Consider the following 22,712-nt stretch of genomic DNA (forward strand, 5'->3'; position numbering starts at 1 on the left):
ATATTTTTTTCAACTTTTTTTACTTTGCCTATTGACTTTTTATAGTTGGTCTTTCGGACAGTATGTATTTTCCGTTCATCTATATATTTGCCAAATGTTTGGGAAATAATTCAGCAAAATGCATATTTCAAAGCCTCCGCACAGGGAAATATACGTGTAAATTGCAATTGAAAAAAGGGGAAAAATGTGGTATAATTTCTTTAAATATAAATTTGCGGTCTCTGCAGACGGCAGAGAATGTTCGCAGAAGGAAGATATTTTTATGGATAATCATTATGACGTCATGATCGCAGGCACAGGGGTGGGCGGTCTTTACACCGCTCTGTGCCTGCCCGAAACTATGAATATACTGGTCATCAGCAAAAGAGAGCTTGACCTGTGCAATTCCGCTCTGGCACAGGGAGGAGTTGCCGCCGTTTACAAGCCCGTAGACGATGACACCACCACTCTCCACACCAATGACACCCTTATCGCAGGAGGCTTTAAGAACAACCCCGACTCCGTAAAGGTGCTTGTGACCGAGGCTGCGGGGGAGATACAGCACATTCTCGACATCGGCGTGGACTTTGACAGGGACGAAAACGGCGAGCTGGACAGGACCCTTGAGGGCGGTCACAGCCGCAGACGCATTTTCCACCACAAGGACTCCACGGGAGCGGAGGTAACAGCCAAGATACGTGAGGCAGTGCTCAAAAAGCCCAACATCACCGTTCTTGACAACGCTCTGCTCTGCCGAATGAAGAAGATAGGCGGGGGCTTTGCCGCAGATATTCTGAGAGACGGTGTACACACCACCGTAACATCGCAGTTTGCGGTCATGGCAACAGGCGGCATAGGCAGAGTATACGACTACACCACAAACTCCGCCATTGCCACAGGCGACGGAATTGCGATGGCTTACGAGATGGGAGCGGAGATACGCAATCTCTCCCTTATCCAGTTCCACCCCACAGCTTACAACAACAAGGAATCCAGAGAATGCTTCCTTATTTCCGAGTCGGTACGCGGCGAGGGCGCATACCTTCTCAACTGCAATAAAGAGCGGTTTATGCATAACTATGACGACCGCCTGGAGCTTGCCCCCAGAGACGTGGTATCACGCTCCATAATCCTCGAGAGCAGGAAAACAGGCAGCGACGAGTTCTATCTGGACATACGCTACAAGGGAAAAGAGTATCTCAGCGGCCGCTTCCCCATGATATACGATTTTCTGCTGACCCAGGGCATAGATATGGGCGAGGACCTGATACCTATTTACCCCTGTCAGCACTACCTCATGGGCGGTATCAACGTAAATACATCGGCTCAGACGGATATAAGCGGTCTTTACGCTGTAGGCGAATGCTCTCACACAGGCGTTCACGGCAACAACCGCCTTGCCTCAAACTCCCTTCTTGAGGCGCTTGTATTCGGTCACAGGGCGGCTCTTGACATAAGCGGAAAGTTCGCTCCCGAAACAGCCTGCGACGAATACGCCTTTGCCGAGCCCGAAAATGCCGTTCCCATTCCCCACGGAATAAGGACGGAGATAAGGCACATAATGCAGAAGTCCTACTTTGTTATCCCCGACAAGCAGAAGGCGCTGGAGGGCTTTGAGAGGGTCTCCGAGATAAAGAAGATGCTGGAAAACGGCAGCTACATAATTGACAGGGATCTTGTGGAGGCTCACTCCCTGGCAACGGTGGCTTATCTGGTACTCAAAGAGGTCATCTGATAATTGATAAAAAAACTCCCCGTAAATGCAGGCTGTTATCAAGCTGCATTTACGGGGATCTTTCGTATCATATATAATAATACTTGTCCATTACCGTAATAATAATATTGCCCCCCTCGGAGCTTATGTCAAAAAGGGTCATTTTGTCGCTGTTCATTGCGTTGTGGCAGTTGACGGTGACTATGGCGCTGCCCACCGCAAGAGCAGCGGCGGAAATGATGTAAATGCTTATGATGCTGAGAAAATATTCGGTTTTCCTTTTTCTTTGGGACTTCATTTTTATTTTTCCTTTCCGATGGATATGAGCGCGTCGGCAATGCCCTCGGCAGACAGCTCTCCCGCATATATCGCCTGCTCTAAGCTGTTTCCGTGACCGCCCACCTCGATAAGCAGGGAGCCTGTGGTAAGGTCCTGATTGTACTTCCTGTAATCGTAAAGCACGGGACGGGTAAGACCTCTGTACCTGCTTTCCATATGCTGCTCAAAAAGAGAAGCGGTGCGGAGATTTTTCATACAGTCGGGCATTCCCATGGTGCCGTCGTCGCAGCCGCATATTATCATTACCTGGGCGCAGCTTTTACCGCCGATGCTTACAGTGGGCGCGATTATCTCGCCGCTTTCCCTTTCGATAGCGTCACGATGAACATCAAGCACCACCTTTATTGAGGGATATTTCTCAAGGATAGCCGTTACCGTCTCCCTGCTCCGGTCATAGGAGCCGTTGTAGGAGGGATAATCGTGGACGGTGGTGTCGTGATATGTACGTATGCCCCGCTTTTCGAATACCTGCGTCATAGCGTCTCCCACAGCCACCATATTCCTGCTGCTGTCGGTGGTGCGGCAGATGTATTCGGGGTCATAATAGCCGCTTTCATCGGGCTGGTAGCTTTCGGTGGTGTGTGTGTGCATGATGAGTATCTGCGGCTCGTCCTCGGGTGCGTCAAGCACTATGCCGAGATCGGGGGCAAGCAGGGCTTCGCTGTATATCTCATCCGATGACAGACTCGTTACATTGCGTATCTGTCCTCCCAGGGGCAGGTCTATGTAGTTATCCCCCGTTCCGGGCTCATAGCAAAGCGGCGTGACAACACCGCTCTGAGAAAAGCTGTCGGGGAATGGGAGCGGGTCGCTGTCGCTTTCGGGGGGCGGGAGAAAATCCTCCACTATCTTTTCTTCATTGGCAGAGGAAGGCATACGGCGGCTGCCCCGTGACAGCATAAGCACATCTTCCTCGCTCATTTTTTCCGTATCGATAACAGTATTGCCCGAGTAAGGCGTATCATTCACCAATGCGGCAGAATTTTCGTGGGCAGAGCGGGTAAAATATTTTATGATATCATCTCCGCTCAGCTGCTCAGCCCTTGCGGAAAGCCTTGCCGCCGAATATGCCCACCGTGAAATGATATCCGCCGCAGGCAGGGCTGTCACCTCGGGAAAGCTCCACAGGGCAAGGAATATAAGCCCTCCCGCACAGAAAAGTCCCGAGCGGGAAGCCTTGGTGCGCCGTGGTGCTTTCGGGGGAGTTTCGGCGTGATAGATGCGAAGCTCGGAGAAATTGTTTTCTTTATCGTTCATATTATCAGTCCTTCCGCAGAAGTTTTTTTATTATATAGTATGAAAAAACTCTGCCTCATATTCCTCGGACACTATCTTTAAAACGCAGGCAAGCCAAAAAAGAGGATATGTTTTAACAAATTGTAAAAACTCGCAAATCCCCTTGACATTTTTCGCAGGTTATGATATACTTTAATAGTCGCTTGAGAGCACAGGAAGCTCAAGCTGGTGTAGCTCAGTTGGTAGAGCAGCTGATTTGTAATCAGCAGGTCGGGGGTTCAAGTCCGTCCACCAGCTCCATTATGGAAGAGTTCCCGAGTGGCCAAAGGGGGCAGACTGTAAATCTGTTGCTTCGGCTTCGGTGGTTCGAATCCACCCTCTTCCACCAGTAAAATTGCCTTGCAGGTTTTTCCTGCAAGGCTTTTTTATGCAAAGACGTATTTGTATGGGTTTTATAGAAATTTTTGTGAGAGTTTAATATTATCGGGCATAATATCCATACGGTTTAGACGGAATTTTAATAAATTTTTTCTTAAATAAAGAAAGGAAAATCCATATGGTAAGAAACGATCTGCGCAATATTGCGATCATAGCCCACGTTGACCACGGAAAGACCACCCTTGTTGATGAAATGCTCAAGCAGGGCGGCGCTTTCAGAGAAAATCAGGAGGTGGAGGACAGAGTAATGGACTCCAACGACATCGAGCGTGAAAGAGGCATTACCATTCTCGCAAAGAATACCTCCGTTAAGTACAACGGCGTTAAGATAAACATCATCGACACCCCGGGCCATGCCGATTTCGGCGGCGAGGTTGAGCGTGTGCTCAAGATGGTTGACGGCGTTCTTCTGCTGGTAGATGCCGCAGAGGGCCCTATGCCCCAGACACGCTTCGTGCTCTCGAAGGCTCTTGAGCTGGGTCACAAGATAATCATTGTGGTAAACAAGATAGACCGTCCCGACGCCCGCCTTGACGAGATAGGCGACGAGGTGCTGGAGCTCCTTCTTGATCTGGACGCAAACGATGACCAGCTGGAAAGCCCTATCCTTTTCTGCTCGGGCCGCGCAGGCACCTGCTCCATCAGCCAGTACGAGGCAGGCACCGACCTCAAGCCCCTTTTTGACACCATTCTCGACTATATCCCCGCTCCCGAGGGCGACGATGAGGGAACCATGCAGATGCTCATCTCCTCCATCGATTATAATGACTATGTGGGCAGAACGGGTATCGGACGCATTGAAAGAGGCGTTGTCAAGGTAAATCAGCCTGTTATCGTAGGCGATTACCACGAGACAAAGAAGCCCTATAACAGCAAGATAGTTACGGTAAGCCAGATCGAGGGTCTGGGCAAGCAGAACGTTGACGAGGCAAAGGTGGGCGATATCGTCTGGATATCGGGTATCGAGAACATCACCATCGGCGACACCCTCTGCGCTGCGGATAATTATGAGCCCCTGCCCTTTGTGAAGATATCCGAGCCTACCGTTGAAATGACATTTTCCGTTAACGACAGCCCCTTTGCAGGCAGAGAAGGCAAGTTCGTTACCTCCCGTCAGCTTCGTGAGAGACTTTTCAAGGAAGTGCTGAGAGACGTTTCCCTGAGAGTTTCCGAGACCGAGAACACCGACGCATTCAGAGTATGCGGACGCGGCGAGATGCACCTGTCCATTCTCATCGAGAATATGCGCCGCGAGGGCTATGAGCTGGGCGTTTCCACACCGAGAGTTCTTATGAAGGAGATCGACGGCGTAATGTGCGAGCCTATGGAAAGGCTTGTTATCGACGTTCCCGAGGACTGCACAGGCTCCGTAATGGAGAAAATGGGCACCAGAAAGGGCGAGCTTCAGACCATGCACCCCCAGGGCAGCCGTATGAGACTTGAATTTATCATTCCCGCAAGAGGACTTTTCGGCTACAAGAGCGAGTTCCTCACCGACACCAAGGGCGAGGGCGTTATGAGCAGCATTTTCGACTCCTACCAGCCCTACAAGGGCGATATCCCCAGAAGAAACACAGGCTCCCTCATATCCTTTGAGACGGGCGAGGCTGTTACCTACGGTCTGTTCAACGCTCAGGAGAGAGGCTCCCTCTTTATCGGCGCAGGCACTCCTGTTTACGAGGGAATGGTTGTGGGCGCATCTCCCAAGGTGGAGGATCTTGTGGTAAATGTCTGCAAGAAGAAGCACCTGACAAACACCCGTGCCAGCGGTTCGGACGACGCACTGAGGCTTGTTCCTCCCAGAAAGCTTTCCCTCGAGGACAGCCTTGAGTTCATTGCCGATGACGAGCTTCTTGAGGTAACTCCCAAGTCCATCAGAATAAGAAAGCGTATCCTTGACAATGCTCTGAGAGCCAAGACAAAGGCAAAAGAAAAGTAAGGCGGGTTACGACCCGAGGCGAGACGTTCTATAGTTTTTTAGGGCGGCAATCGGACGGCTCGGCAGGCTGAGCCTGCTGCCACTCGTTCTAAAATTTGTTTGGGCGGCAAACAGGCGGCTCGGTAACGATACAAATTCGTTAATGTAAATTTATGATACAAAATCGGCTGATGAACGAACATCAGCCGATTCAGTCTGTCGAAAAAGATACGACAATTATATAATATGTACAAACCAATGTAAAAATAGCTTTGTCAAAAACGTTCCACCGGAACGTTTTTGAGGGAAAAATAATTAGAATTTGTTAGAAAGGGGCGCGGTCGTGTGAAGCTTGCTTCACAATTTGCCCCCCTCGGAAATGCTGTCGCATTTCCTCACCCCTGCTCCGTTTTGGAAGGATAAAGGGGATTTCGCCCTCTGCGGAGGGCGACAAGGGGCAATGTGTCTTGCTCACAAGACAAGCCCCCTTGACCCCTGCAAGCCTTTGGAAAAGGCTTGAGCGAAACTTTTAGTGTTGTGTTTATTTGTGCAACTTTTTTCATTTATCCGCTTTATCGACAGGCTGAATCGGCTGATGAACGAACATCAGCCGATTTTTTTGAGGAAAATCTTACATTTCTCTTGCAATTCATAGCAAATTAGTGTATTATAATATATGCGGACAAATAATGCTTTATGGAATATTATTTGCGTAATATCTATCATTGGAGTGGAAAATATGCAAAGCGTTCAGAGAATGCTGGGATATATGAGAAAGGCTATTCAGGAATTTGATATGATCGAAAACGGCGACCATATCGCTGTGGGAGTGTCGGGGGGCAAGGACAGCATGGTGCTGCTCCTGGGGCTTATGGAGCTGCGGCGCTTTATCGGGATCGACTACAAGCTCACCGCCATTACCCTTGACCCCATGTTTCACGGAGAGAGCACCGATTACACACCCGTTGCGGAGCTTTGCGAAAAGGGCGGGGTGGACTATAAGCTTATCCAAACGGATATCGGACAGGTGGTATTTGATGTGCTGAAAGAGCCCAATCCATGCAGTCTGTGCGCGAAAATGAGACGGGGCGCTCTTCACGAAGCCACAAAAGCAGCAGGCTGCAACAAGCTTGCCCTGGGTCACAACTATGATGACGCTGTGGAGACCTTTATGATGAACCTTTTCAACGAGGGCAGGATAGGCTGCTTTGCCCCTGTAAGCTATATGTCAAGACGCGACCTGACGGTCATAAGACCAATGGTGCTGGCTCCCGAGAGGGACGTTATTCGCTGTGCCGAGGGTGCAGAGCTGCCCATTGTAAAGAGCAAGTGTCCTGCGGCGGGGCACACCTACCGCCAGACCACCAAGGAGCTTCTCAAGGAGCTTGAAAAGACCAACCGCGGCGTTACCGCCCGTATTTTCGGCGCAATGCGGAGAGCAAAGGTGGACGGCTGGGCAGGCAAGGAGTTTGCGGATTATGTGAGCAAGACTTCTGTAAGGAGCTGAAAATATCAATGCGTACGGAAGAATTCGGCAGGGATAACAGCGAGGTAATTATTCTGCTTCACGGCGGCGGGCTGTCGTGGTGGAATTTTAAAAAGGAAGCAATGCTGCTCAAGGACCGATATCACGTCATTCTGCCAATTCTGGACGGACACGGCGGCAGCGGAAATGCTTTTTCGGGCATTGAAAAAAATGCCGAGGAAATAATCGGATATATCGACCGGGATTTCGGAGGAAAGGTGCTGCTCATAGGCGGATTGTCTCTCGGCGCGCAGATACTTCTGGAAATTCTGTCGCAAAGAAGCGATATATGTCGGTATGCCATAGTTGAGAGCGCTCTTGCCTTTCCTCTGAAAGCGGAAAATACGTATATCCGCCCTGCGGTAAAAATGAGCTATGGACTTATTTCAAAAAGATGGTTCTCAAAGCTGCAGGCAGCTTCTCTGCGGATGCCCGAAGAATTTTTTGAGGATTATTACCGAGATTCCTGCGTCATGACCGCAGATGACCTGATATCTGTCCTTGAAGCCAATACGGCATACAGCTTAAAGGACGGCTTGAAAAGATCGCAGGCAAAGGCGCTTGTTTTGTGCGGCGGCAAGGAAAGAGGGGCAATAATAAGATCTGCCCGTCTCATTGAACAGGCAATCCCCGATTGCTCCTTAGAAATGCTCCCCGGCTTATATCACGGAGAATTTAGCCTCGGCAGACCCGATGAATATGTGAAACGGGTGGAGGAGCTTATTGGAAAAAACTGCGAGCATAAATAAAGCTTTGACAAAGTAACTTGATGATATGCTTTTATCGCACATTCCAAAACGAAACGGAGATGAGCAAATGGGCTTTTGCGGCACTCAGTATATTAACGAGATGATGTTCTGGTTCTTGGCGGCGCTTATTACTTTGGCGATGTTTGCCGTAAGCTTATTATGGATAAAGCACAATAGGAACACCAAAAAGAAGACGACCACCTCTGTAATATCAGCTTCCGTATCGGCACTTCTTGCGGTATATCCGGTAACAGCATTTGTCATCCTGTTCCTTAACCCTCCCGGTGTACAGCGGTTAGACCCGATGGTGGATCTCACGGGATACGATTATAATTATTGCAAAACATACTATGCCGAATATTTTGAGCTTTCGGTCTCGGGGGAAGAGTATTCCGACGAATATCCAAAGGGAACGATAATCAGGCACGAGCCTCGTGCGAAAGTGCCCATAATAAGGGGAAGCTCCGAGGTAAGGTGCGTTGTGAGCAAGGGCGTGCGGCAGGTCGCCGTCTGCAATGTGATAGCCCTTAATGTCGAAACGGCGGAGAAGATGTTAGCGGCAAACGAGCTTGAATATGAGATAAAATACGAGCCTTCGGAGGAATACGAAGAAGGAATTGTAATATCTACCGAGCCCGAACGGAATACGGAAGTGCCTGTAGGCTCCACAGTCACCCTTTATGTAAGCGGCGGAAAAGAATAAAGTAAAATGCCTCCCTCGGGTTCCCGAAGGAGGCATTGCATATTTATGCACTAAATAAGCTTTTGGGTTTATTCTTTAAAATACGGCAAGCCGCTTCTATAAAAAGAATAGCGTATTGATGCACCTATCGGCGCGGAAACAAAGTCGACAGTCCATACAAACATACAGCGCGACTTCGCCGCGGGTCGTCACCCGCAAATTATGATTTAGCAGGCTGATACAAAATCTATCGGCGCGGAAACAAAGCCGACAGTCCAAACAAACACACAGCGCGACTTCGCCGCGGGTCGTCACCCGCAAATTATGATTTAGCAGGCTGATACAAAGTCTATCGGCGCGGAAACAAAGCCGACAGTCCAAACTAACACACAGCGCGCCTTCGCCGCGGGGCGCCCCCCGCCCGTCACCCGCTTGCCGCTGCTGCCGCGCGCCTGTGCTCGGAGTCCTCGATCTTCTGACCGAAAATATGCTCAAGCACGATAGACAGACTGTTTTCCATATCGCCGATATCCACGAAATAAACACGTCCCAGAATACCGTCCTCGTTTCTGAAGCATATCTCTCGGCGGTCCTCTCTCATCTCACGGGTGAGGGGATATATGTAGCAGACCGATTGCGATTTGTACATTTCAAGCAAATTATACAGATCGTATATATCTGTCTGCAAAATGCCCATATTTTCATCATCGGAGGAAAGCTCCTGCCACTTTGAGTCAAAAACAACTCTCATACCGTCCGAACGGCTGGTCATAACTGCGAGAGCCTGTGCGCTGTCGCGGGGCATGGGACGGTTGAGTCTCGGGTAACGCTTTTTCTGCAGCTCGATCTTGAAGCGCTGGTTATCGAGCATACGTCCGATGCTGTAGGCGGTGTAGCTGTCAAAAAGCTCGCCTGAGGGGAATATTACGGCATATGCCACGTTTCTGCCGCTTGTTACCGTAACATATCGGCTGAGCAGGAAAATTTCAGCCCACCTGAGAGCATTTCCGTAGCCTGCCATACTTCTGTCGAGTACGGAAGCGGCAAAATCCTGCTTGTAGTTCATTGAATACTCCACGCCGTCGAAATTAGCGATAAGGGAATCCAGCTTGTTTCTGCTTCGGGCGGAGGAGGTGATGTTCCTGAGATATTTGAGGGTGGATTTGATAAGCCTGTTCTCGGGGCGGTCAATGGTGAACACATCGTACTGAACGAAGAATTTGTCCTTGTGGGCGAAATTCTTTGTTGCGTGCTTTGCGTAAACCACCTTGCCCTTCAGAAAATGCTCGTTTTCGATTATAGGCTGATAGCTCTGCTTCAGTCCGTTACGTACAATACCCGAGACCTCGTTTATGAATGCAAGGATAAATGACTCGAAAACATTAAGATTTTCGGCAGCTCGTGTGTTCAGGTTATAGTTGGTGAGGGGCAGATTTCTCATTGATTTGAGCATATTCAGAAAAACTCTCTTGCTTGAGATCTCTTCGCCCTTGCTGTTTTTTGCGGACAGCATGGGCAGGATCTCTATCTGTGTGCCGTCCTTGAATACCAGAGCGCCAACGTATCCGCCCGCACGGAGAATACGGTTGTTTCCCTCTCCCTCGGCGGACAGCATATAGCTGTTTATGCCTCGGGGGTCGGGCATCTTCTTGTCATACACGAAGGATTCCAGCATTTCAAATATATCGGGGGGAATGGCAACGCCGCCCTCTACATCGGACAGCCCGTCAATTTTAAAGAAGTTATTTTCCTGCAGCTTATATCGGTCTCTTTTGCCCATATGCCGCCCTCCTGTGCGCAGTCTGAAAAATAAGGGGCATTTGCCGCATACGGCAGCTTGTTTGCCCCTTATCCGTTAATTATAGAATTATTACAGCAGCTTTCTGTAGGAATTTATATTCCAGAAGGCAGCCTCATTGATCTCGTAGGTATCGTCAACATCGAGGAAAAGCTCAACGTTTTCGCCGAAGGTCTTTTTGTAATCGATTGCCAAAGCCTTGACGAACTGCTCCTCAGGCTCCTTGTTGTAATCGCCCAGCACCCAGCGTATCTTCTGATAGTCGCCGTAGAAATACTCCTGGAGAAGGGGAACGATGGCATTTTTGAAGATGGAGCCCAGACGCTGGATAGAGGGGTCTGTTCTGAGAGCCATAAAATAAGCGTGTCCGATGGTATGCTCTCTGTCGCAGAGTATCTCAATTCTCTTGTTGATGGTGGTAAGAAGGGCTTCGATGCTTACGTCCTCAACATATGTATCGTGGAAAAGCTCGGGCTGGGGGAGCATTTCAACGAAGTCGAAACGACGTCTGATAGCCGTATCCAGAAGGGCGATGGAGCGGTCGGCAGTGTTCATGGTGCCCACGATATAAACGTTTCCGGGAACGCCGAATGGCTCCTGGGAGTATGCAAGTCTTACCTTTACCTCCTCGGGCTCGCCCAGACGCTTGGAGGGCTCGATAACGGTGATAAGCTCACCGAATATCTTGGAGATATTGCCTCGGTTTATCTCGTCGATGATGAAAACGAAGCGCTCGTCGGGGTGCTCAGACGCCTTCTGGCAGAACTCACGGAAGATACCCTTGTCTACAACGTAAACCATTTCCTTTTTACGTGTACGCTCGCCGCGCTCGTTCATTGTTTCGAGAAAGACGGGCTTGATACCCTCGATAAATTCCTCATAGCCCATGGACTGGTGGAAGGTGGTAAATTCGATCTGACCGAAGCTGTTTTTCAGCTCGTTGTAGCGGTCAAGCATGGAATTGTAGTCCTTTTTCATAACCGATTCAACGGGGATGTTGTAAATTATCGCCAGCGCATAATTGACGGAATTGTAAGTCTTACCTGTGCCGGGAGGTCCGTAGAGGATTATATTTTTTCCCATATTGATCCTTACCTTTCAAAGATTGATAACTAAACTTAATTATATCATAATTGCATTAAAAAATCAATATCAAAACTTATCTCCTTGTATATTCTGCACATTGAATAAAATAGTTCACATTTTTTTGGTAATATTAAAGCATTTAGGCAAAATACGGCAGGTATTTACACAAAAAAATAGCAGGGACAAAGCCCTGCTGTGCCAGATGAGATCACATAAAATGATATGTGTAGAACAAAAGAAAGGAGACAACAAAACGGATGTTAACATAGAAATATAAGAACTTAACATCATATATATTATAGCGCATAAATCCGATTTAGTCAATATCTATAGAACAACTTTTACATTTTTGGAGATTTGCACAATTTATCGGCATATCTCTTATACAAAATGTACTGCAAACAAGTTATTATACAGATCGTAACATTAAATAGATCTATTACATATATAATGCAGTTCAAGGCCGCATCAATTAGTTTGTTGCAATTATGATTATATCACAGCCTGCGAATATTGTCAAGTCGTGTAAACGTTTGAAAAAATAAAATATCGGACGATAATTTTGTATATTATTACCACGGAGCTTTTGCGGAAAAAAATCCCCTGCACGGGACGAGCCTGTGCAGGGGATACTTTTATCTGTTATAAAGCATTACTTGGAGCTCTTCTTAGCGATAAGAGCAGCAGCTGCAGCGGTAACCATTACGCCTGCAAGAGCAGCAGCGGAGGTGTTTCCTGTAGCTGTAGAAGTTGTTGTGGTATCTGCAGCGGGAGCCTCTGTTGCCTCAACAACAGCCTCGGTCTCCTCGGGAGCAGCCTCAGCAGCACCGCCGTTGGGGTCGGAAATTGTGAATGTTACCTCGATCTTCTCAGCAGCGGAGAAGGAAGCAGCGTCGATAGCGCCGTAGTGAGGATCGTTCATATCGCCTGTAAGACCGTAAGCGTTCTGGATCTCAATTCTGTAGTTGCCCTTTTCCTCGATATCGCCGTAGCAGATCTTCTCGGGGTCGAAGGGAACTTCAACGCCGTCAGCCTTAACGCTGTCGAGAGTAACCTCGAGATCAGCCAGGTCAGCATAGCCGCCGATGATATCAACGCAGAATACGTTTGCGCCGTTGGTAGCGGACATTGCGTTCTCAGCCTGAGTGTTGTCGAGAGAAACGGTGTATGTACCGGGTCCTGTGATGGTAGCGTCTGTAGCCTTGCCGGCATCCCAGTTGCCCCAGAGCCAGTCAATGTCAGTGAACATAAGGAATGCGGTATACTCGTAAGCGGAAGCGGTAGCAGCCGCTGCGGAGAGTGCCATTGCGGAAGCTGCAGCAACAGCTGCGATTCTTCTGAGTTTCATTTTGATCTCCTCCAGATTATTCTTTAAAATTGTTTTTTTGACAGTAAAATGCGGATAGCCGCAAAAATACTTATGAATACATTATACAATATTTTCCTAAAAAAATCTATATTCAAAACGCTAAATTTCAAACGTTTTCATTGTGCATTTTCTATAGATATGATAATTTGAAAATAAAAAAGTCCGCCTTCCGAAAGGGAAAGCGGACTCGGTTCCTGCATTTTAAGGCAGATTACTTAGCCTTCTTAGCAACGATAGCAGCAGCAGCGAGAGCTACGGGGATAACAGCCATAGCTACAGGAGAGTTGCCTGTTGCAGGGGAGGGAGCAGTCTCAACGGGAGCAGCCTCAGTCTCAACGACCTCGGGCTCAGTCTCCTCAACGGGCTCCTCAACAACTTCCTCTACAGTCTCGTCCTCGATAACGTCGCCTTCGCCGTCAAGACCCTCAGCCATAGCGGAGATGCCCATCATAGAAATAGCCATTGCAGAAGCTGCAAGAGCAGCAAGAATCTTCTTCATAATTTTTTTCCTCCAAACATTGATAGTGGTGCTTTTAGCATAGTCTTATTATAGCACAATTCAAAATGCACTACAACTATTATTATAACAAATTTTTTTCGTTATTTACTCGACAACTTGCACGATTTTCACAAAATCCGCAGAATAAGCAGGAAAATAATCACAATTCGGTTACAGCTGTAACATTTTGACTTTTGGCTTCAGGGCTTATAGACCGCAAGAGCCATATCAATATGAGGAAACGGCTTTATTGTGTCCCGTCCGCAGAAATACCGCTCTTCGATATCCGCAGGCGTGAGAAGCTCGTATATAAGGAAGCCGTGCTTTTCAAGCAGTCGGGCGAGGGTCAATTTGTCGAATGAGCTTTTCATAGGCTCACCCGCCGCCATTGCCATTGCCAGCATATTTTTAACTCGCCTGTCCGTACTGTCAAAAAGCCCCTCGTCTCCGAAATCAAAGACCAGCGAGCTGCCTTCGGAGCACAGCTTTGCAATGCTCTGCAATGTTCTGCCGATCTCCTCTTCGGACAGGTAATAGCTTACGCCAAGCCAGGAGAAAAATGACTTCCTGCCGCAGTCAAAGCCCGATGCGGGGAGCTTTTCGGACATATCCTCCGAGGACAGGTCAACGGGTACGAATTTCACGTTATCATTATATGATAATCCCGCGCGCTTTATCCGTTCAAGCTTGTCAGCCTGTGTGAGAGGGTGGTCGAGCTCGAAAACGGTGTGAGTTGAAACGAAGGCATTTTCCCTGAGAGCAAAGGTATCATACCCTGCGCCGATGATAACATACTGCTCCGTGCCCGTCATTGCCGCCGTTTTCAGGCTCTCCTCGCAGAATGCCGCTCTTGCAAGGGGCGTGGGCGCAAGCTGTGTGCTTACGATATATCCCAAAGCCTCGCTGTCCGACAGCTTTCCCGCAAGCTCGGGAGCAAAAAAGTCAATGCCGTCCCGCACATATTTCGCTATGCCCCCGTATTCCTCCTCAGTCATCAGCCTTTCGGCGGCGCTGTCAGAAAAAACAGGACGCTTTTCCGTTTTGAAATGATACGCACGCGCAAATGCAGACATAAGCGCTGTCATACTTGATCTGTTGTCCATATTTATCCTCCTTATGATACAATGATCGAACCGAAGATCTGCTTAAAGCCATGCTCGCAAAGCTCTGCTTCCGAAAGAGTAAGCTGTTTTCGGATAAATTCGCCCTTGCTCTGCACAAGACCGTAAAAGGCGGAAATTTCCGCCCAGAGAATGTATACCGTCAGCTCGGGGACAATATCCCCGGGGACATTTCCCGACCTTATGCCATCGTTTATTGCTCCGGTCAGAGCGCCGTTTATTTCCTCGCCCAATGCGAATATTCTTTTCACCGTTTCGGAGGGCTCGGGGATATCCGACGGCTTGAAGCCGTTTATTATCTCAGCCGCCAATGGGTAATTTATGTAAAAATCGCCCATTGCGCCAAAAATTTCCCTGCATCGCTTTTCAAAGTCGGTTTCACGGGAAAGGATATCCGTCACCGTGTCATTCAGCCCGGAAAGCCCCTCGCAGATAAGGCTGTGAAGAATGTCCTCCTTGCTTTGGAAATAGGCGTAGACCGTCCGTCTGCTGTATCCCGAGGCTGCGGAGATGTCCCCGATAGTCGCCGCTTCAAAGCCCTTTTCCGAAAACAGCACGGCTGCGCTTTCAAGAATTTTTTGTCTGTGGACTGCCGCAACGGCAGCGTTTTTGTTTTCTCTGCCCATAATATACTCCTGTTCTATTTAGTATACTTACGATATACTTGTATACTGCAAGTATACCATAAATTTATCTGTTTTGCAAGCAGACTGATGCGGAATTTACACTTTGTTCACATAAGCATATATATCGGCGGTGCTTCTGCAAAAAAATTCCGTAACGTCGAAATTTTTTTGAAAAAACCCTTGACAAAGGGAAAATAATGTGATATAGTATTATAGTCGTTTAATGACAAAGCTATCATATTCTAAAGACAGCAGGTGGAAGTCAGGCTGCAACTATGACGACCGTAAATCCTGCCGAGGAAAGAGATCGCTGTACTATATGTCTGTACGCTCCTTTCCTGTACTGCAGGGAAAGGATTTTCTTTTTTATGAATGGGTAGCATAATTTTCAACTTTTTCGGAGGTGAAATTTTATGCCAAGCGCAAAGATTCTTGAATCCAAGAAGGCAAGAGCTGCCGAGCTCACCGAGCTCGTTAAGAACTCCTGCTCGGGCGTTCTCGTTGACTACAAGGGTATCACCGTTGAGGAGGATACCAAGCTCAGAAAAGAGCTGAGAGAGGCAGGCGTTAAGTACTTCGTTGAGAAGAACACTATGCTCCGCATCGCTCTCAAGGAGAACGGTCTCGAAGATCTCTGCGGCGTGCTCGAGGGTACAACTGCTCTCGCTGTATGCGAAAACGATCAGACTGCTCCCGCAAGAATTCTCGGCAAGTTTGCCGACGCTCACGATGACAAGTTCAACCTCAAGGGCGGATTTGTTGAGGGCGTTGTTTATGACGCTAAGGGCGTTGAGGCTCTTTCCAAGATCCCTTCCAAGGATGTTCTGCTTGCTCAGCTCGTTGGTTCTCTCCAGGGTCCCATGCAGAAGCTCGCAGCTACACTCAAGGCTCTCGCCGACAAGAAGGCAGAGGAAGCTGCATAAGCGTTGTTTTTATCGCTTTGCTCCACGGAGCAAAAATGTGGCTTGAAACAAAAATGTTTCTGAAACAAAATAAAATTTAAAGGAGATTATTATCATGGCATCTGAAAAGATCACTGCAATTTTAGACCAGATCGATGTTCTTTCTGTTCTTGAGCTCGCTGAGCTCGTTGAAGCTATCCAGGAAAAGTACGGTGTAACCGCTGTTGTTGCTGCTGCAGGTCCTGCTGCAGGCGCAGGCGCTGCTGCTGAGGCTGAGAAGACTGAGTTCGACGTTGTTCTCGCTTCCTTCGGCGACAAGAAGATGGACGTTATCAAGGCTGTTAAGGACGCTTGCGGTCTCTCCCTCAAGGAGGCTAAGGAGGCTGTTGAGGCTGCTCCCAAGACCCTCAAGGAAGCTGCTCCCAAGGCTGAGGCTGAAGAGCTCAAGGCTAAGCTCGAAGCTGCAGGCGCTACTGTTGAGCTCAAGTAATCTGAGTTTTGAACATATAACGCTTTTTGGCGGTGTCGATGAAAATCGGCACCGCCTTTTTTTTGGCGGGTGACGACCCGCGGCGAGCAGGCTGAGCCTGCAGCCACTCGTTCTATAGTTTTTTTGGTCGGCATACTGTCGGCTCGGTAACGATACAAATATACTGACCGATATATTCCGATTTATCAATCAGACAAACGCGTTACCGAACCTTATGCCCGCCAATCAAATGAATTAAAGTTCAGCCTGTCGCCTGTTTATCCAGCGTGCCGCTGTAGGCAGGCATAAATTCTTTCAGGAATTCCTCGGCTTCGGGGAGCTTCATCTCGTGAATGGCTTCAAGGGTGGACTTTTCCGCATCGGTAAAGTCGGAGTTGCCCATCTGCCGCTCTTCAACGCATTTTATCAGTGCCGAAAGCTTATCCGCCGCCTTCACAAGCTCCCAAAGCTCCCCTTCCTTTTCGGTATGACCGAGGAGCGGGCGGTAATACTCCCGCAGATCATCGGGAAGATAGGAGAGCATTTTCTCCTCCGCCATTTTTTCCACCTTGTCATACTCCGCGCGAATTTCCGAATTGTAGTATTTCACCGGGGTGGGCAGGTCGCCTGTGATTATTTCGGTCACATCGTGATACATTGCAAGCAGGGCGCAGCGCTGGGGGTCGATATTTCCTCCGAACCGCACATTTCTGTATAGGGCGAGAACATGGGCGATGAACGCCGTTTCAAGGCTGTGCTCGCTGATGTTTTCGGTTATGGTGTTTCGCATAAGTCCCCAGCGGTTTATATATTTCATTCGGGAGATTATGGCGAAAAATTTTTCCTCGTTCATTGTACTCATTCCTTTAATTGGTTATAATGAATCTTGCCTTCCGGGGTATTTTTATGTCCTTTCTGCGGGATAATATGTCTATAAATTTTTCCCGAAAGGATATGATATTATATGCAAAGCTCCCCCTGGGCATTGACCTCGCCTGTTGGTCGGTACACCGCTGTTTTTCTCGGCGGCGGCGTGCTTTATTCCCTTATCGAGATAGTGGCAAGGGGCTACACCCACTGGACTATGACCCTGACGGGAGGGGTGTGCCTGCTCATAATGTACCTGCGATATGCCCGTCACCCCGAGGACAGCATTCTTTTCAAATGCTTCTTCGGAATGTGTGTGATAACCTTTTTTGAGTTCACTGTGGGCTGCGTGGTGAATGTGCTGCTGGGGTGGGACGTTTGGGATTATTCCCATATGTATCTGAATGTGCTGGGGCAGATATGTCCCTCCTACTCCGCAGGGTGGTTTCTGCTGTCACTGCCCGTTGCACTGATATGCACAGCCGCAGGCAGTCCCGAAAGGCTGAAACCCGCGGAAAGCTAAAGGGCAGGCTTTTCGTATTTCCGCGTCACCTTTTTTCGCACGATGATGTAGCATATGAGATGGACGATTATTGTAAGTATCCACGAAATGGGATAGGACAGGAAAACTGTTTCCACTGTGTGATACTCGGGTATCTGAAAGACGGTGGATATCCACAGAAGGCGCAGTCCGCATACTCCCACGATGGAAACTATCATGGGCGGCACCGAATAGCCTATTCCTCTGAGCGCTCCCACAAGGACGTCCATTATGCCGCAGAGGGCGTAGGTACGTGAAATATAGCCGAGACGTATCATTCCTGCGGCAATGACCTCGGGGTTGTCGGTGTATATGCTCAGCAGGGGTTCGCCGAAAAACAGGGCGAGATTTCCCAGGGTAACTCCCACGACCGTAACGCAAATTTCCCCGCAGATAAGTATCTTATTGAGCCGCTTGTATTCTCCTGCGCCGAAATTCTGGCTCATAAAGGACAATGTCGCCTGATAGAAGGAGTTCATTGCCACATAGACAAAGCCTTCGATATTGGCGGCGGCGGAATTTCCCGCAACCATCACATTGCCGAAGAGATTTACCGAGGACTGTATCACCACATTGGACAGGGCGAAAACTATTCCCTGAAAGCCTGCGGGCAGTCCGATGTGCATTATGTTCAGAAGCTCCTGCTTATGGACGCGGAGCTTTTTCGGCATAAGCTTTATGGCTCCCGTTTCCTTCATAAGGCACCTGACCACCAGAAAGGCGGAAAGACACTCGGATATGACCGTTGCCAGCGCCACGCCCGACACGTCCATTTTAAAGACGATCACAAAAATCAGGTTCATGACCACATTCACCGCGCCTGCTCCCATAAGGTAATAGAGGGGGCGCTTTGTGTCGCCTATGGCACGAAGCAGGGCGCTGCCGAAGTTATAGACCATTGTGGCGGTTATTCCCGCGAAATATATCCGCAGATAGTCGGCGGCAAGGTCGATTATCTCCTCGGGGGTGCTCATGAGCCTGAGCATTTCCTTTGCACCGAATATGCCGATGACGGTGAGCACCGCTCCGCTTATAAGGCTGATGGTTATCGAGGTATGGACTGTGCGGCTGAGAGCCTCGTCCCGCTTTGCGCCGTAATTTCTTGCGGCTGTGACGTTTGCGCCTATGGACAGACCCATGAACAGGTTCGTCAGAAGGTTTATGAGCGATGTGGTGGAGCCTACCGCCGCAAGGGAGTTATCTCCCGCAAAGCGCCCTACCACCACTATATCCGCCGCATTGAAAAGCAGCTGGAGTATGCTCGAGAACATGAGCGGCAGTGTGAATATCAGCATCTTTTTCAGTATTGAGCCGCTGCACATATCCATTTCGTATTTTTTGGTATTTGACATATCTGTTGTCTCCAAGTAATGTTACTGAATATTACATATCAGGAAAAGCTTACCTCATAGCAGTAAAGCTCGCCGTTGGTTCTCGGCTCGCTGCCGCCATATTCGCTTATTCTTGTGAAGCTGCCGTTTTCATAAAGATATTCCCCGAAGGAATAGTTGTCTGTGATGATAAATTTTTTGCCGCATATCCACCCGCGGCGGGGGTGATATTCCTTGTTTTCAGCGGCAGGGCTTGCGATAAGAGCCTTGAGGATATCATCATCAAGAGGAACGTATTTCGCATAGCAGTATTTCTGAAGCTCGCTGCTGTAAAAAACGCATCTTTCAAAGCTGACACCGTTTTCGTCGGGTGAAGCAGCGGTCTCAAACCTCGGACTGCCGTTTCTTACGGAATAAATTTCCCTTGACATAATAAGATGGCTTTCATTGCCGTATAGGATAATACTCATATCGGAGATATCTTTCATAAAATACGCATCTGTGTCAATAAGCTGTGCCGTTTTGTCGGAGGACACGAAAACGGTGATGAGCTGTTCTGAGGTTTCTTCTCCGTTTCTGTAAAAATATCCCATATATGGCAGGCGCAGGGTGATAAAGGCTTCATTTGCTCCGTCCCCGTCAAAGTCCCAATATGCGGATGCGCCGAAAAGGGGGGATATCTCTCCCTCGGCAAAAAATGCGCTGTCGTAGGTATAGCTTTTCCCCTCGGCGTACTCGTTTGCATAGGAGGAAACGGGGAAGGTATAGGTATTGCCGTTTTTTGCGGCGTTTGATATCTGATAGGAAATTTTTTTGTATTCCCTGCTTTCCTTTGCGGCTTTTACGGCGGCGTTCAGAAGGCTTTCGCCCCCTGCGCTTATAAGCTCGTCGGGGGTGCGGTACACACCTTCCTCTGTTACAGTATATGGGGCGGCGTTAATATTCTCCGCTCCCGGGGAAACGGGCGGGGCAGCGCACATTTCCTCCGCGGCAATGAGATCCACGGAAATATATGCGCTGTTTTCATATCCTGTGTTTATTATTCTGTCGTTTGTGATGACAAAGCCGCCGTCCTCGTATTCAAGGGTGCAGCTGTTGTAAAAATCCCCGATACAGACATATTTTCCGCCGAAAACGCACATGACCTCCGACAGACTTTCAGGAGACTCAAGCCATTCGGGTGCTTCGGTGTGATCAAAATATTCTTTGATATCGTTTAAAACGGGAGAGGAGTATATTTCCTCAGCAAGCCCCTCGGGAGCTTCATCGGCGGCTATTTCCCTGTAGGCTTTGTCAATGTTATCCCATATCACAAGCCAGCTGCCGAAAGCCTGCGGAGCGCTTTCACACATTGCAAGCCCTTTCTTGTCGCCTATGAACGAAGCTTTGTGCACAAGCTCAGCTTTGCCGTTGCTGACGGCGTAAATTTCCGAAAAGGTTGTGATGTTATTACAGCCGAAGCTCAGCGCGGCGTGAGCAAAGCCATCATATCTGATAAGCCTTATATATCCGTCCACACCGCTTGTGAGAAGCTGCGCTTCTCCCGAGGAATTTACATAAACCGCGCAGTCATCCGTATAGCCGAATGTATTTTTTACATCGGGTATGGTCATAAGGATAAAGGCTTCCTTTTTGCCGTCCCCGTCAAAGTCGGAAACGGCTCCGCTTTTGAAGCTTGCAAGGGCGTGACCCTTTTCGTCAACCGCTTTTGACGAAAGGGAAAATATTCCTTTAATAGAAGCCTCCTCCCCGTTCGGGACGGAATAATAAAATACTCCGTCCTCTCCAAGTGCGGCGGTCCGGCAGATAAGTTCGTTTTCCTTGAAAAGCTCCGAATTTCGCACTGCGGCTTCTGCGGCGGCGAGCATTTCTTCGGTGCCCCCTGCCCCGTAAAATTCCGCAGCAGTGTAAACGTCCGCGGAGCTGTCAAAACACCAGCCGCAGAAACGTTCTGCATGATCCGAGGTATCTGCGGCAGAGGTGAAATAAGGCGCAAAGGAGACGGGAGCCTTTTCGGTCTCTGTTGTCTCCGGGGCGGTTTCATACGTCGTTTCGGTAAATGTGGTCTGAGATGTCACGGATATAGCCGCAGATGCTTCCGAAGCGGCGGTTTCCGTTGTCTGCACCGTTTCGGCTGTCTCTGCAGGTGCCGCTGCACAGGAGCTGAGCAGCAGCACCGAAATTGCCGACCATATCAAAGGTATTATCTTCATTGTAATTTTACCCTTAATAAAAGTATAAAAGATTACGAAACCATTATTCCGAAAATGGTGAGAGCGGTTTTGTCGCTGCCCTCGGAAAGCTTTATCTCAATGGTGTGCTTGCCTGTTTCCTTGCCGATAATGACCTGCTGAGGCTCGCCGTAATTGCCCCAGCCTCCCGAGAAATCTGCGTCAAGAACGGTCTTTCTTTCTCCGTCAACCAGGACATCGTATTTGCCGCCCTTGCCGTCGGTCTGCTTTAGGTAGAATATTCCCAGATTCTGGCATTCGATATCAAATTTAAGATATCCCTCTCCCTCGGTAACGAAATTGTCGGGGAAAAGCTCGGGGTAGACCTTATTGCCCGATATCTCAAAGCCGCTCAGTTCGGAAGCGCCTGCTTCGGAGGCACCGAGCATTGTCGCATTCTTGTAATAATCGGCGGTATAGGCGTCGGCGGTGAAGGCTGTGTCTGTATCGTCTATGTTTGCAAGGTCATCGTAAACGCTGTCAAGATATCTTGCAAGGAGCTGACCGATAAGGCTGTGTCCTGCATCGTTGGGGTGGATATTGTCGGGGGAGATGTCCTTCCAGTTAAGGGTGCCTGCGGCTACCTCGGGGTAGACCGCCTCACGGTAGCTGAGCATGGGCAGGTCGTAGGCAAGTCCTATTTCCTTATGCACGTCCTGTAAGCTGGTGCCGTCCTCCTGAGTGGTGAAAAGAAGGATAACGGCAGGGTCGCCCTCGGAGCTCAGTATCTTTCTTACAAGGCTGTCGTAGGAATACTTGTTCATTACCTTGTCGGTGTCGTTTACGGAAAACTCCACAATGACCACATCGGGCTTTGCGGAAAGGAGCTGTTCGTCCGCACGGTGAACGCCAAGGTAGGAATTTGTGCCGCCTATGCCTGCGTTCACATAGGTTATCTCGCTGTTCGGAAATTTTTCCGTCCAGTAGGTATTAAACAGCCCTGCATAGCTGTTTGCGGGGTTAGTGGCGCAGCTGCCCTGGGTGATGGAGCCGCCGATAACGCCTACGGTAACGGGCTCGCCATTTTCAGCCTTTTTCATCGCTGCGGCAAGGCGGGAGCGGTTTCCCTCGTTCAAAAGGGCACGTCTGTACATTTTATCCGTAAGACCCGCTTCAAGGTCAACAGGCTCGGTGGGGGTCAGGTCGGCTTCGGCGACTGTCTCCTCTGAGATGACAGTTTCCTCTGAGGCTGACATGGTTTCGGTTGCGGCTGCTTCTTCCGATTTGCAGGCGGTCATGCTTACGCACATAAGGAGCGCGGCAATGCCTGCGAGGATTTTTTTATTCATGGG

General features: G+C 49.0%; 20 protein-coding genes, 2 tRNA genes and 1 other annotated feature. Of the genes, 10 read left to right on the forward strand and 12 right to left on the reverse strand.

What is annotated here, in order from left to right; genetic code table 11:
- The first annotated feature begins 262 nt into the window (after positions 1–262).
- On the forward strand, positions 263–1,714 hold the full coding sequence (locus ACI4J0_RS09420; RefSeq protein ID WP_439765557.1) for an L-aspartate oxidase: 1,452 nt from the start codon (positions 263–265) through the stop codon (positions 1,712–1,714).
- 67 nt (positions 1,715–1,781) lie between these two features.
- Here ACI4J0_RS09420 and ACI4J0_RS09425 read toward each other — a convergent pair whose 3' ends face one another.
- Together ACI4J0_RS09425 and spoIIP are read right to left on the reverse strand one after the other, a co-directional pair.
- Positions 1,782–1,991, reverse strand: a complete 210-nt coding sequence (locus ACI4J0_RS09425; protein WP_439765558.1) for a hypothetical protein — start codon at positions 1,989–1,991, stop codon at positions 1,782–1,784.
- A 2-nt stretch (positions 1,992–1,993) separates the two neighbouring features.
- Positions 1,994–3,289, reverse strand: coding sequence for a stage II sporulation protein P (gene spoIIP, locus ACI4J0_RS09430; protein WP_439765559.1), 1,296 nt, complete (start codon positions 3,287–3,289; stop codon positions 1,994–1,996).
- 203 nt (positions 3,290–3,492) lie between these two features.
- Between spoIIP and ACI4J0_RS09435 the strand changes: the two genes are divergently transcribed.
- From ACI4J0_RS09435 to ACI4J0_RS09460, 6 genes are all read left to right on the forward strand, one after another.
- A tRNA-Thr gene (locus ACI4J0_RS09435) sits at positions 3,493–3,568 on the forward strand.
- A 4-nt stretch (positions 3,569–3,572) separates the two neighbouring features.
- Positions 3,573–3,656, forward strand: a tRNA-Tyr gene (locus ACI4J0_RS09440).
- 168 nt (positions 3,657–3,824) lie between these two features.
- Entirely contained in the window at positions 3,825–5,645 is a 1,821-nt protein-coding gene (typA, locus tag ACI4J0_RS09445; RefSeq protein ID WP_439765560.1) for a translational GTPase TypA, read from the forward strand.
- A 718-nt stretch (positions 5,646–6,363) separates the two neighbouring features.
- Positions 6,364–7,131: an ATP-binding protein gene (locus ACI4J0_RS09450; RefSeq protein ID WP_439765561.1), complete on the forward strand. Its 768-nt coding sequence runs from the start codon at positions 6,364–6,366 to the stop codon at positions 7,129–7,131.
- A gap of 8 nt (positions 7,132–7,139) precedes the next feature.
- Positions 7,140–7,898 carry an alpha/beta fold hydrolase gene (locus ACI4J0_RS09455; protein WP_439765562.1) on the forward strand — a complete coding sequence of 253 codons (759 nt, stop codon included), beginning with the start codon at positions 7,140–7,142 and terminating at the stop codon, positions 7,896–7,898.
- A 67-nt stretch (positions 7,899–7,965) separates the two neighbouring features.
- A complete protein-coding gene (locus ACI4J0_RS09460) occupies positions 7,966–8,601 on the forward strand; it encodes a PASTA domain-containing protein (RefSeq protein WP_439765563.1) in 636 nt (211 codons plus the stop codon).
- Positions 8,602–9,004: 403 nt separating this feature from the next.
- Here the strand turns inward: ACI4J0_RS09460 and ACI4J0_RS09465 are convergent, their stop codons facing one another.
- The 6 genes from ACI4J0_RS09465 to ACI4J0_RS09490 form a co-directional block, all read right to left on the reverse strand.
- Positions 9,005–10,360, reverse strand: coding sequence for a 5-methylcytosine restriction system specificity protein McrC (locus ACI4J0_RS09465; protein WP_439765564.1), 1,356 nt, complete (start codon positions 10,358–10,360; stop codon positions 9,005–9,007).
- A gap of 90 nt (positions 10,361–10,450) precedes the next feature.
- On the reverse strand, positions 10,451–11,461 hold the full coding sequence (locus tag ACI4J0_RS09470) for an McrB family protein (protein WP_439765565.1): 1,011 nt from the start codon (positions 11,459–11,461) through the stop codon (positions 10,451–10,453).
- Between the two features lie 655 nt (positions 11,462–12,116).
- Positions 12,117–12,812 carry a hypothetical protein gene (locus tag ACI4J0_RS09475; protein ID WP_439765566.1) on the reverse strand — a complete coding sequence of 232 codons (696 nt, stop codon included), beginning with the start codon at positions 12,810–12,812 and terminating at the stop codon, positions 12,117–12,119.
- 232 nt (positions 12,813–13,044) lie between these two features.
- A complete protein-coding gene (locus tag ACI4J0_RS09480) occupies positions 13,045–13,332 on the reverse strand; it encodes a hypothetical protein (protein ID WP_439765567.1) in 288 nt (95 codons plus the stop codon).
- Positions 13,333–13,532: 200 nt separating this feature from the next.
- Positions 13,533–14,435, reverse strand: coding sequence for a class I SAM-dependent methyltransferase (locus tag ACI4J0_RS09485; RefSeq protein WP_439765568.1), 903 nt, complete (start codon positions 14,433–14,435; stop codon positions 13,533–13,535).
- An 11-nt stretch (positions 14,436–14,446) separates the two neighbouring features.
- Entirely contained in the window at positions 14,447–15,079 is a 633-nt protein-coding gene (locus ACI4J0_RS09490) for a TetR/AcrR family transcriptional regulator (RefSeq protein WP_439765569.1), read from the reverse strand.
- A 224-nt stretch (positions 15,080–15,303) separates the two neighbouring features.
- Positions 15,304–15,451: a sequence feature (ribosomal protein L10 leader region), on the forward strand.
- A 41-nt stretch (positions 15,452–15,492) separates the two neighbouring features.
- Here ACI4J0_RS09490 and rplJ point away from each other — a divergent pair.
- A complete protein-coding gene (gene rplJ / locus ACI4J0_RS09495) occupies positions 15,493–16,002 on the forward strand; it encodes a 50S ribosomal protein L10 (protein ID WP_439765570.1) in 510 nt (169 codons plus the stop codon).
- Positions 16,003–16,096: 94 nt separating this feature from the next.
- Positions 16,097–16,471 (forward strand): 50S ribosomal protein L7/L12, encoded by a 375-nt coding sequence (gene rplL / locus ACI4J0_RS09500; RefSeq protein ID WP_439765571.1) that lies wholly within the window; start codon positions 16,097–16,099, stop codon positions 16,469–16,471.
- A gap of 241 nt (positions 16,472–16,712) precedes the next feature.
- On the opposite strand, the gene yfbR is transcribed toward rplL, so the two are convergent.
- Positions 16,713–17,303 carry a 5'-deoxynucleotidase gene (gene yfbR, locus ACI4J0_RS09505; RefSeq protein ID WP_439765572.1) on the reverse strand — a complete coding sequence of 197 codons (591 nt, stop codon included), beginning with the start codon at positions 17,301–17,303 and terminating at the stop codon, positions 16,713–16,715.
- A 111-nt stretch (positions 17,304–17,414) separates the two neighbouring features.
- Between yfbR and ACI4J0_RS09510 the strand changes: the two genes are divergently transcribed.
- Positions 17,415–17,840 carry a putative ABC transporter permease gene (locus ACI4J0_RS09510; RefSeq protein ID WP_439765573.1) on the forward strand — a complete coding sequence of 142 codons (426 nt, stop codon included), beginning with the start codon at positions 17,415–17,417 and terminating at the stop codon, positions 17,838–17,840.
- On the opposite strand, the gene ACI4J0_RS09515 is transcribed toward ACI4J0_RS09510, so the two are convergent.
- Genes ACI4J0_RS09515 through ACI4J0_RS09525 form a run of 3 tightly spaced genes read right to left on the reverse strand, consistent with a single transcriptional unit; the run spans position 17,837 to position 22,709 of the window.
- Positions 17,837–19,210 carry an MATE family efflux transporter gene (locus ACI4J0_RS09515; RefSeq protein ID WP_439765574.1) on the reverse strand — a complete coding sequence of 458 codons (1,374 nt, stop codon included), beginning with the start codon at positions 19,208–19,210 and terminating at the stop codon, positions 17,837–17,839. The genes ACI4J0_RS09510 and ACI4J0_RS09515 overlap by 4 nt on opposite strands.
- A 38-nt stretch (positions 19,211–19,248) precedes the next feature.
- Positions 19,249–21,402 (reverse strand): hypothetical protein, encoded by a 2,154-nt coding sequence (locus ACI4J0_RS09520; protein ID WP_439765575.1) that lies wholly within the window; start codon positions 21,400–21,402, stop codon positions 19,249–19,251.
- A 32-nt stretch (positions 21,403–21,434) separates the two neighbouring features.
- Positions 21,435–22,709 carry an SGNH/GDSL hydrolase family protein gene (locus ACI4J0_RS09525; protein WP_439765576.1) on the reverse strand — a complete coding sequence of 425 codons (1,275 nt, stop codon included), beginning with the start codon at positions 22,707–22,709 and terminating at the stop codon, positions 21,435–21,437.
- Positions 22,710–22,712 lie beyond the last annotated feature (3 nt).

The organism is Huintestinicola sp., assembly GCF_051882455.1.
In the GTDB taxonomy this organism is placed as follows: Bacteria; Bacillota; Clostridia; order Oscillospirales; family Ruminococcaceae; genus Huintestinicola.

Excerpts from the sequence above, each read along its gene's own strand:
- ACI4J0_RS09485 (WP_439765568.1), bottom strand. The coding sequence starts at position 14,435 with ATGGACAACAGATCAAGTATGACAGCGCTTATGTCTGCATTTGCGCGT.
- ACI4J0_RS09510 (WP_439765573.1), top strand. The coding sequence starts at position 17,415 with ATGCAAAGCTCCCCCTGGGCATTGACCTCGCCTGTTGGTCGGTACACC.
- ACI4J0_RS09465 (WP_439765564.1), bottom strand. The coding sequence starts at position 10,360 with ATGGGCAAAAGAGACCGATATAAGCTGCAGGAAAATAACTTCTTTAAA.
- rplL (WP_439765571.1), top strand. The coding sequence starts at position 16,097 with ATGGCATCTGAAAAGATCACTGCAATTTTAGACCAGATCGATGTTCTT.
- ACI4J0_RS09450 (WP_439765561.1), top strand. The coding sequence starts at position 6,364 with ATGCAAAGCGTTCAGAGAATGCTGGGATATATGAGAAAGGCTATTCAG.
- ACI4J0_RS09475 (WP_439765566.1), bottom strand. The coding sequence starts at position 12,812 with ATGAAACTCAGAAGAATCGCAGCTGTTGCTGCAGCTTCCGCAATGGCA.
- ACI4J0_RS09425 (WP_439765558.1), bottom strand. The coding sequence starts at position 1,991 with ATGAAGTCCCAAAGAAAAAGGAAAACCGAATATTTTCTCAGCATCATA.
- ACI4J0_RS09480 (WP_439765567.1), bottom strand. The coding sequence starts at position 13,332 with ATGAAGAAGATTCTTGCTGCTCTTGCAGCTTCTGCAATGGCTATTTCT.
- typA (WP_439765560.1), top strand. The coding sequence starts at position 3,825 with ATGGTAAGAAACGATCTGCGCAATATTGCGATCATAGCCCACGTTGAC.
- yfbR (WP_439765572.1), bottom strand. The coding sequence starts at position 17,303 with ATGAACGAGGAAAAATTTTTCGCCATAATCTCCCGAATGAAATATATA.
- spoIIP (WP_439765559.1), bottom strand. The coding sequence starts at position 3,289 with ATGAACGATAAAGAAAACAATTTCTCCGAGCTTCGCATCTATCACGCC.
- ACI4J0_RS09470 (WP_439765565.1), bottom strand. The coding sequence starts at position 11,461 with ATGGGAAAAAATATAATCCTCTACGGACCTCCCGGCACAGGTAAGACT.
- ACI4J0_RS09460 (WP_439765563.1), top strand. The coding sequence starts at position 7,966 with ATGGGCTTTTGCGGCACTCAGTATATTAACGAGATGATGTTCTGGTTC.
- ACI4J0_RS09525 (WP_439765576.1), bottom strand. The coding sequence starts at position 22,709 with ATGAATAAAAAAATCCTCGCAGGCATTGCCGCGCTCCTTATGTGCGTA.
- ACI4J0_RS09455 (WP_439765562.1), top strand. The coding sequence starts at position 7,140 with ATGCGTACGGAAGAATTCGGCAGGGATAACAGCGAGGTAATTATTCTG.
- rplJ (WP_439765570.1), top strand. The coding sequence starts at position 15,493 with ATGCCAAGCGCAAAGATTCTTGAATCCAAGAAGGCAAGAGCTGCCGAG.
- ACI4J0_RS09515 (WP_439765574.1), bottom strand. The coding sequence starts at position 19,210 with ATGTCAAATACCAAAAAATACGAAATGGATATGTGCAGCGGCTCAATA.
- ACI4J0_RS09420 (WP_439765557.1), top strand. The coding sequence starts at position 263 with ATGGATAATCATTATGACGTCATGATCGCAGGCACAGGGGTGGGCGGT.
- ACI4J0_RS09490 (WP_439765569.1), bottom strand. The coding sequence starts at position 15,079 with ATGGGCAGAGAAAACAAAAACGCTGCCGTTGCGGCAGTCCACAGACAA.
- ACI4J0_RS09520 (WP_439765575.1), bottom strand. The coding sequence starts at position 21,402 with ATGAAGATAATACCTTTGATATGGTCGGCAATTTCGGTGCTGCTGCTC.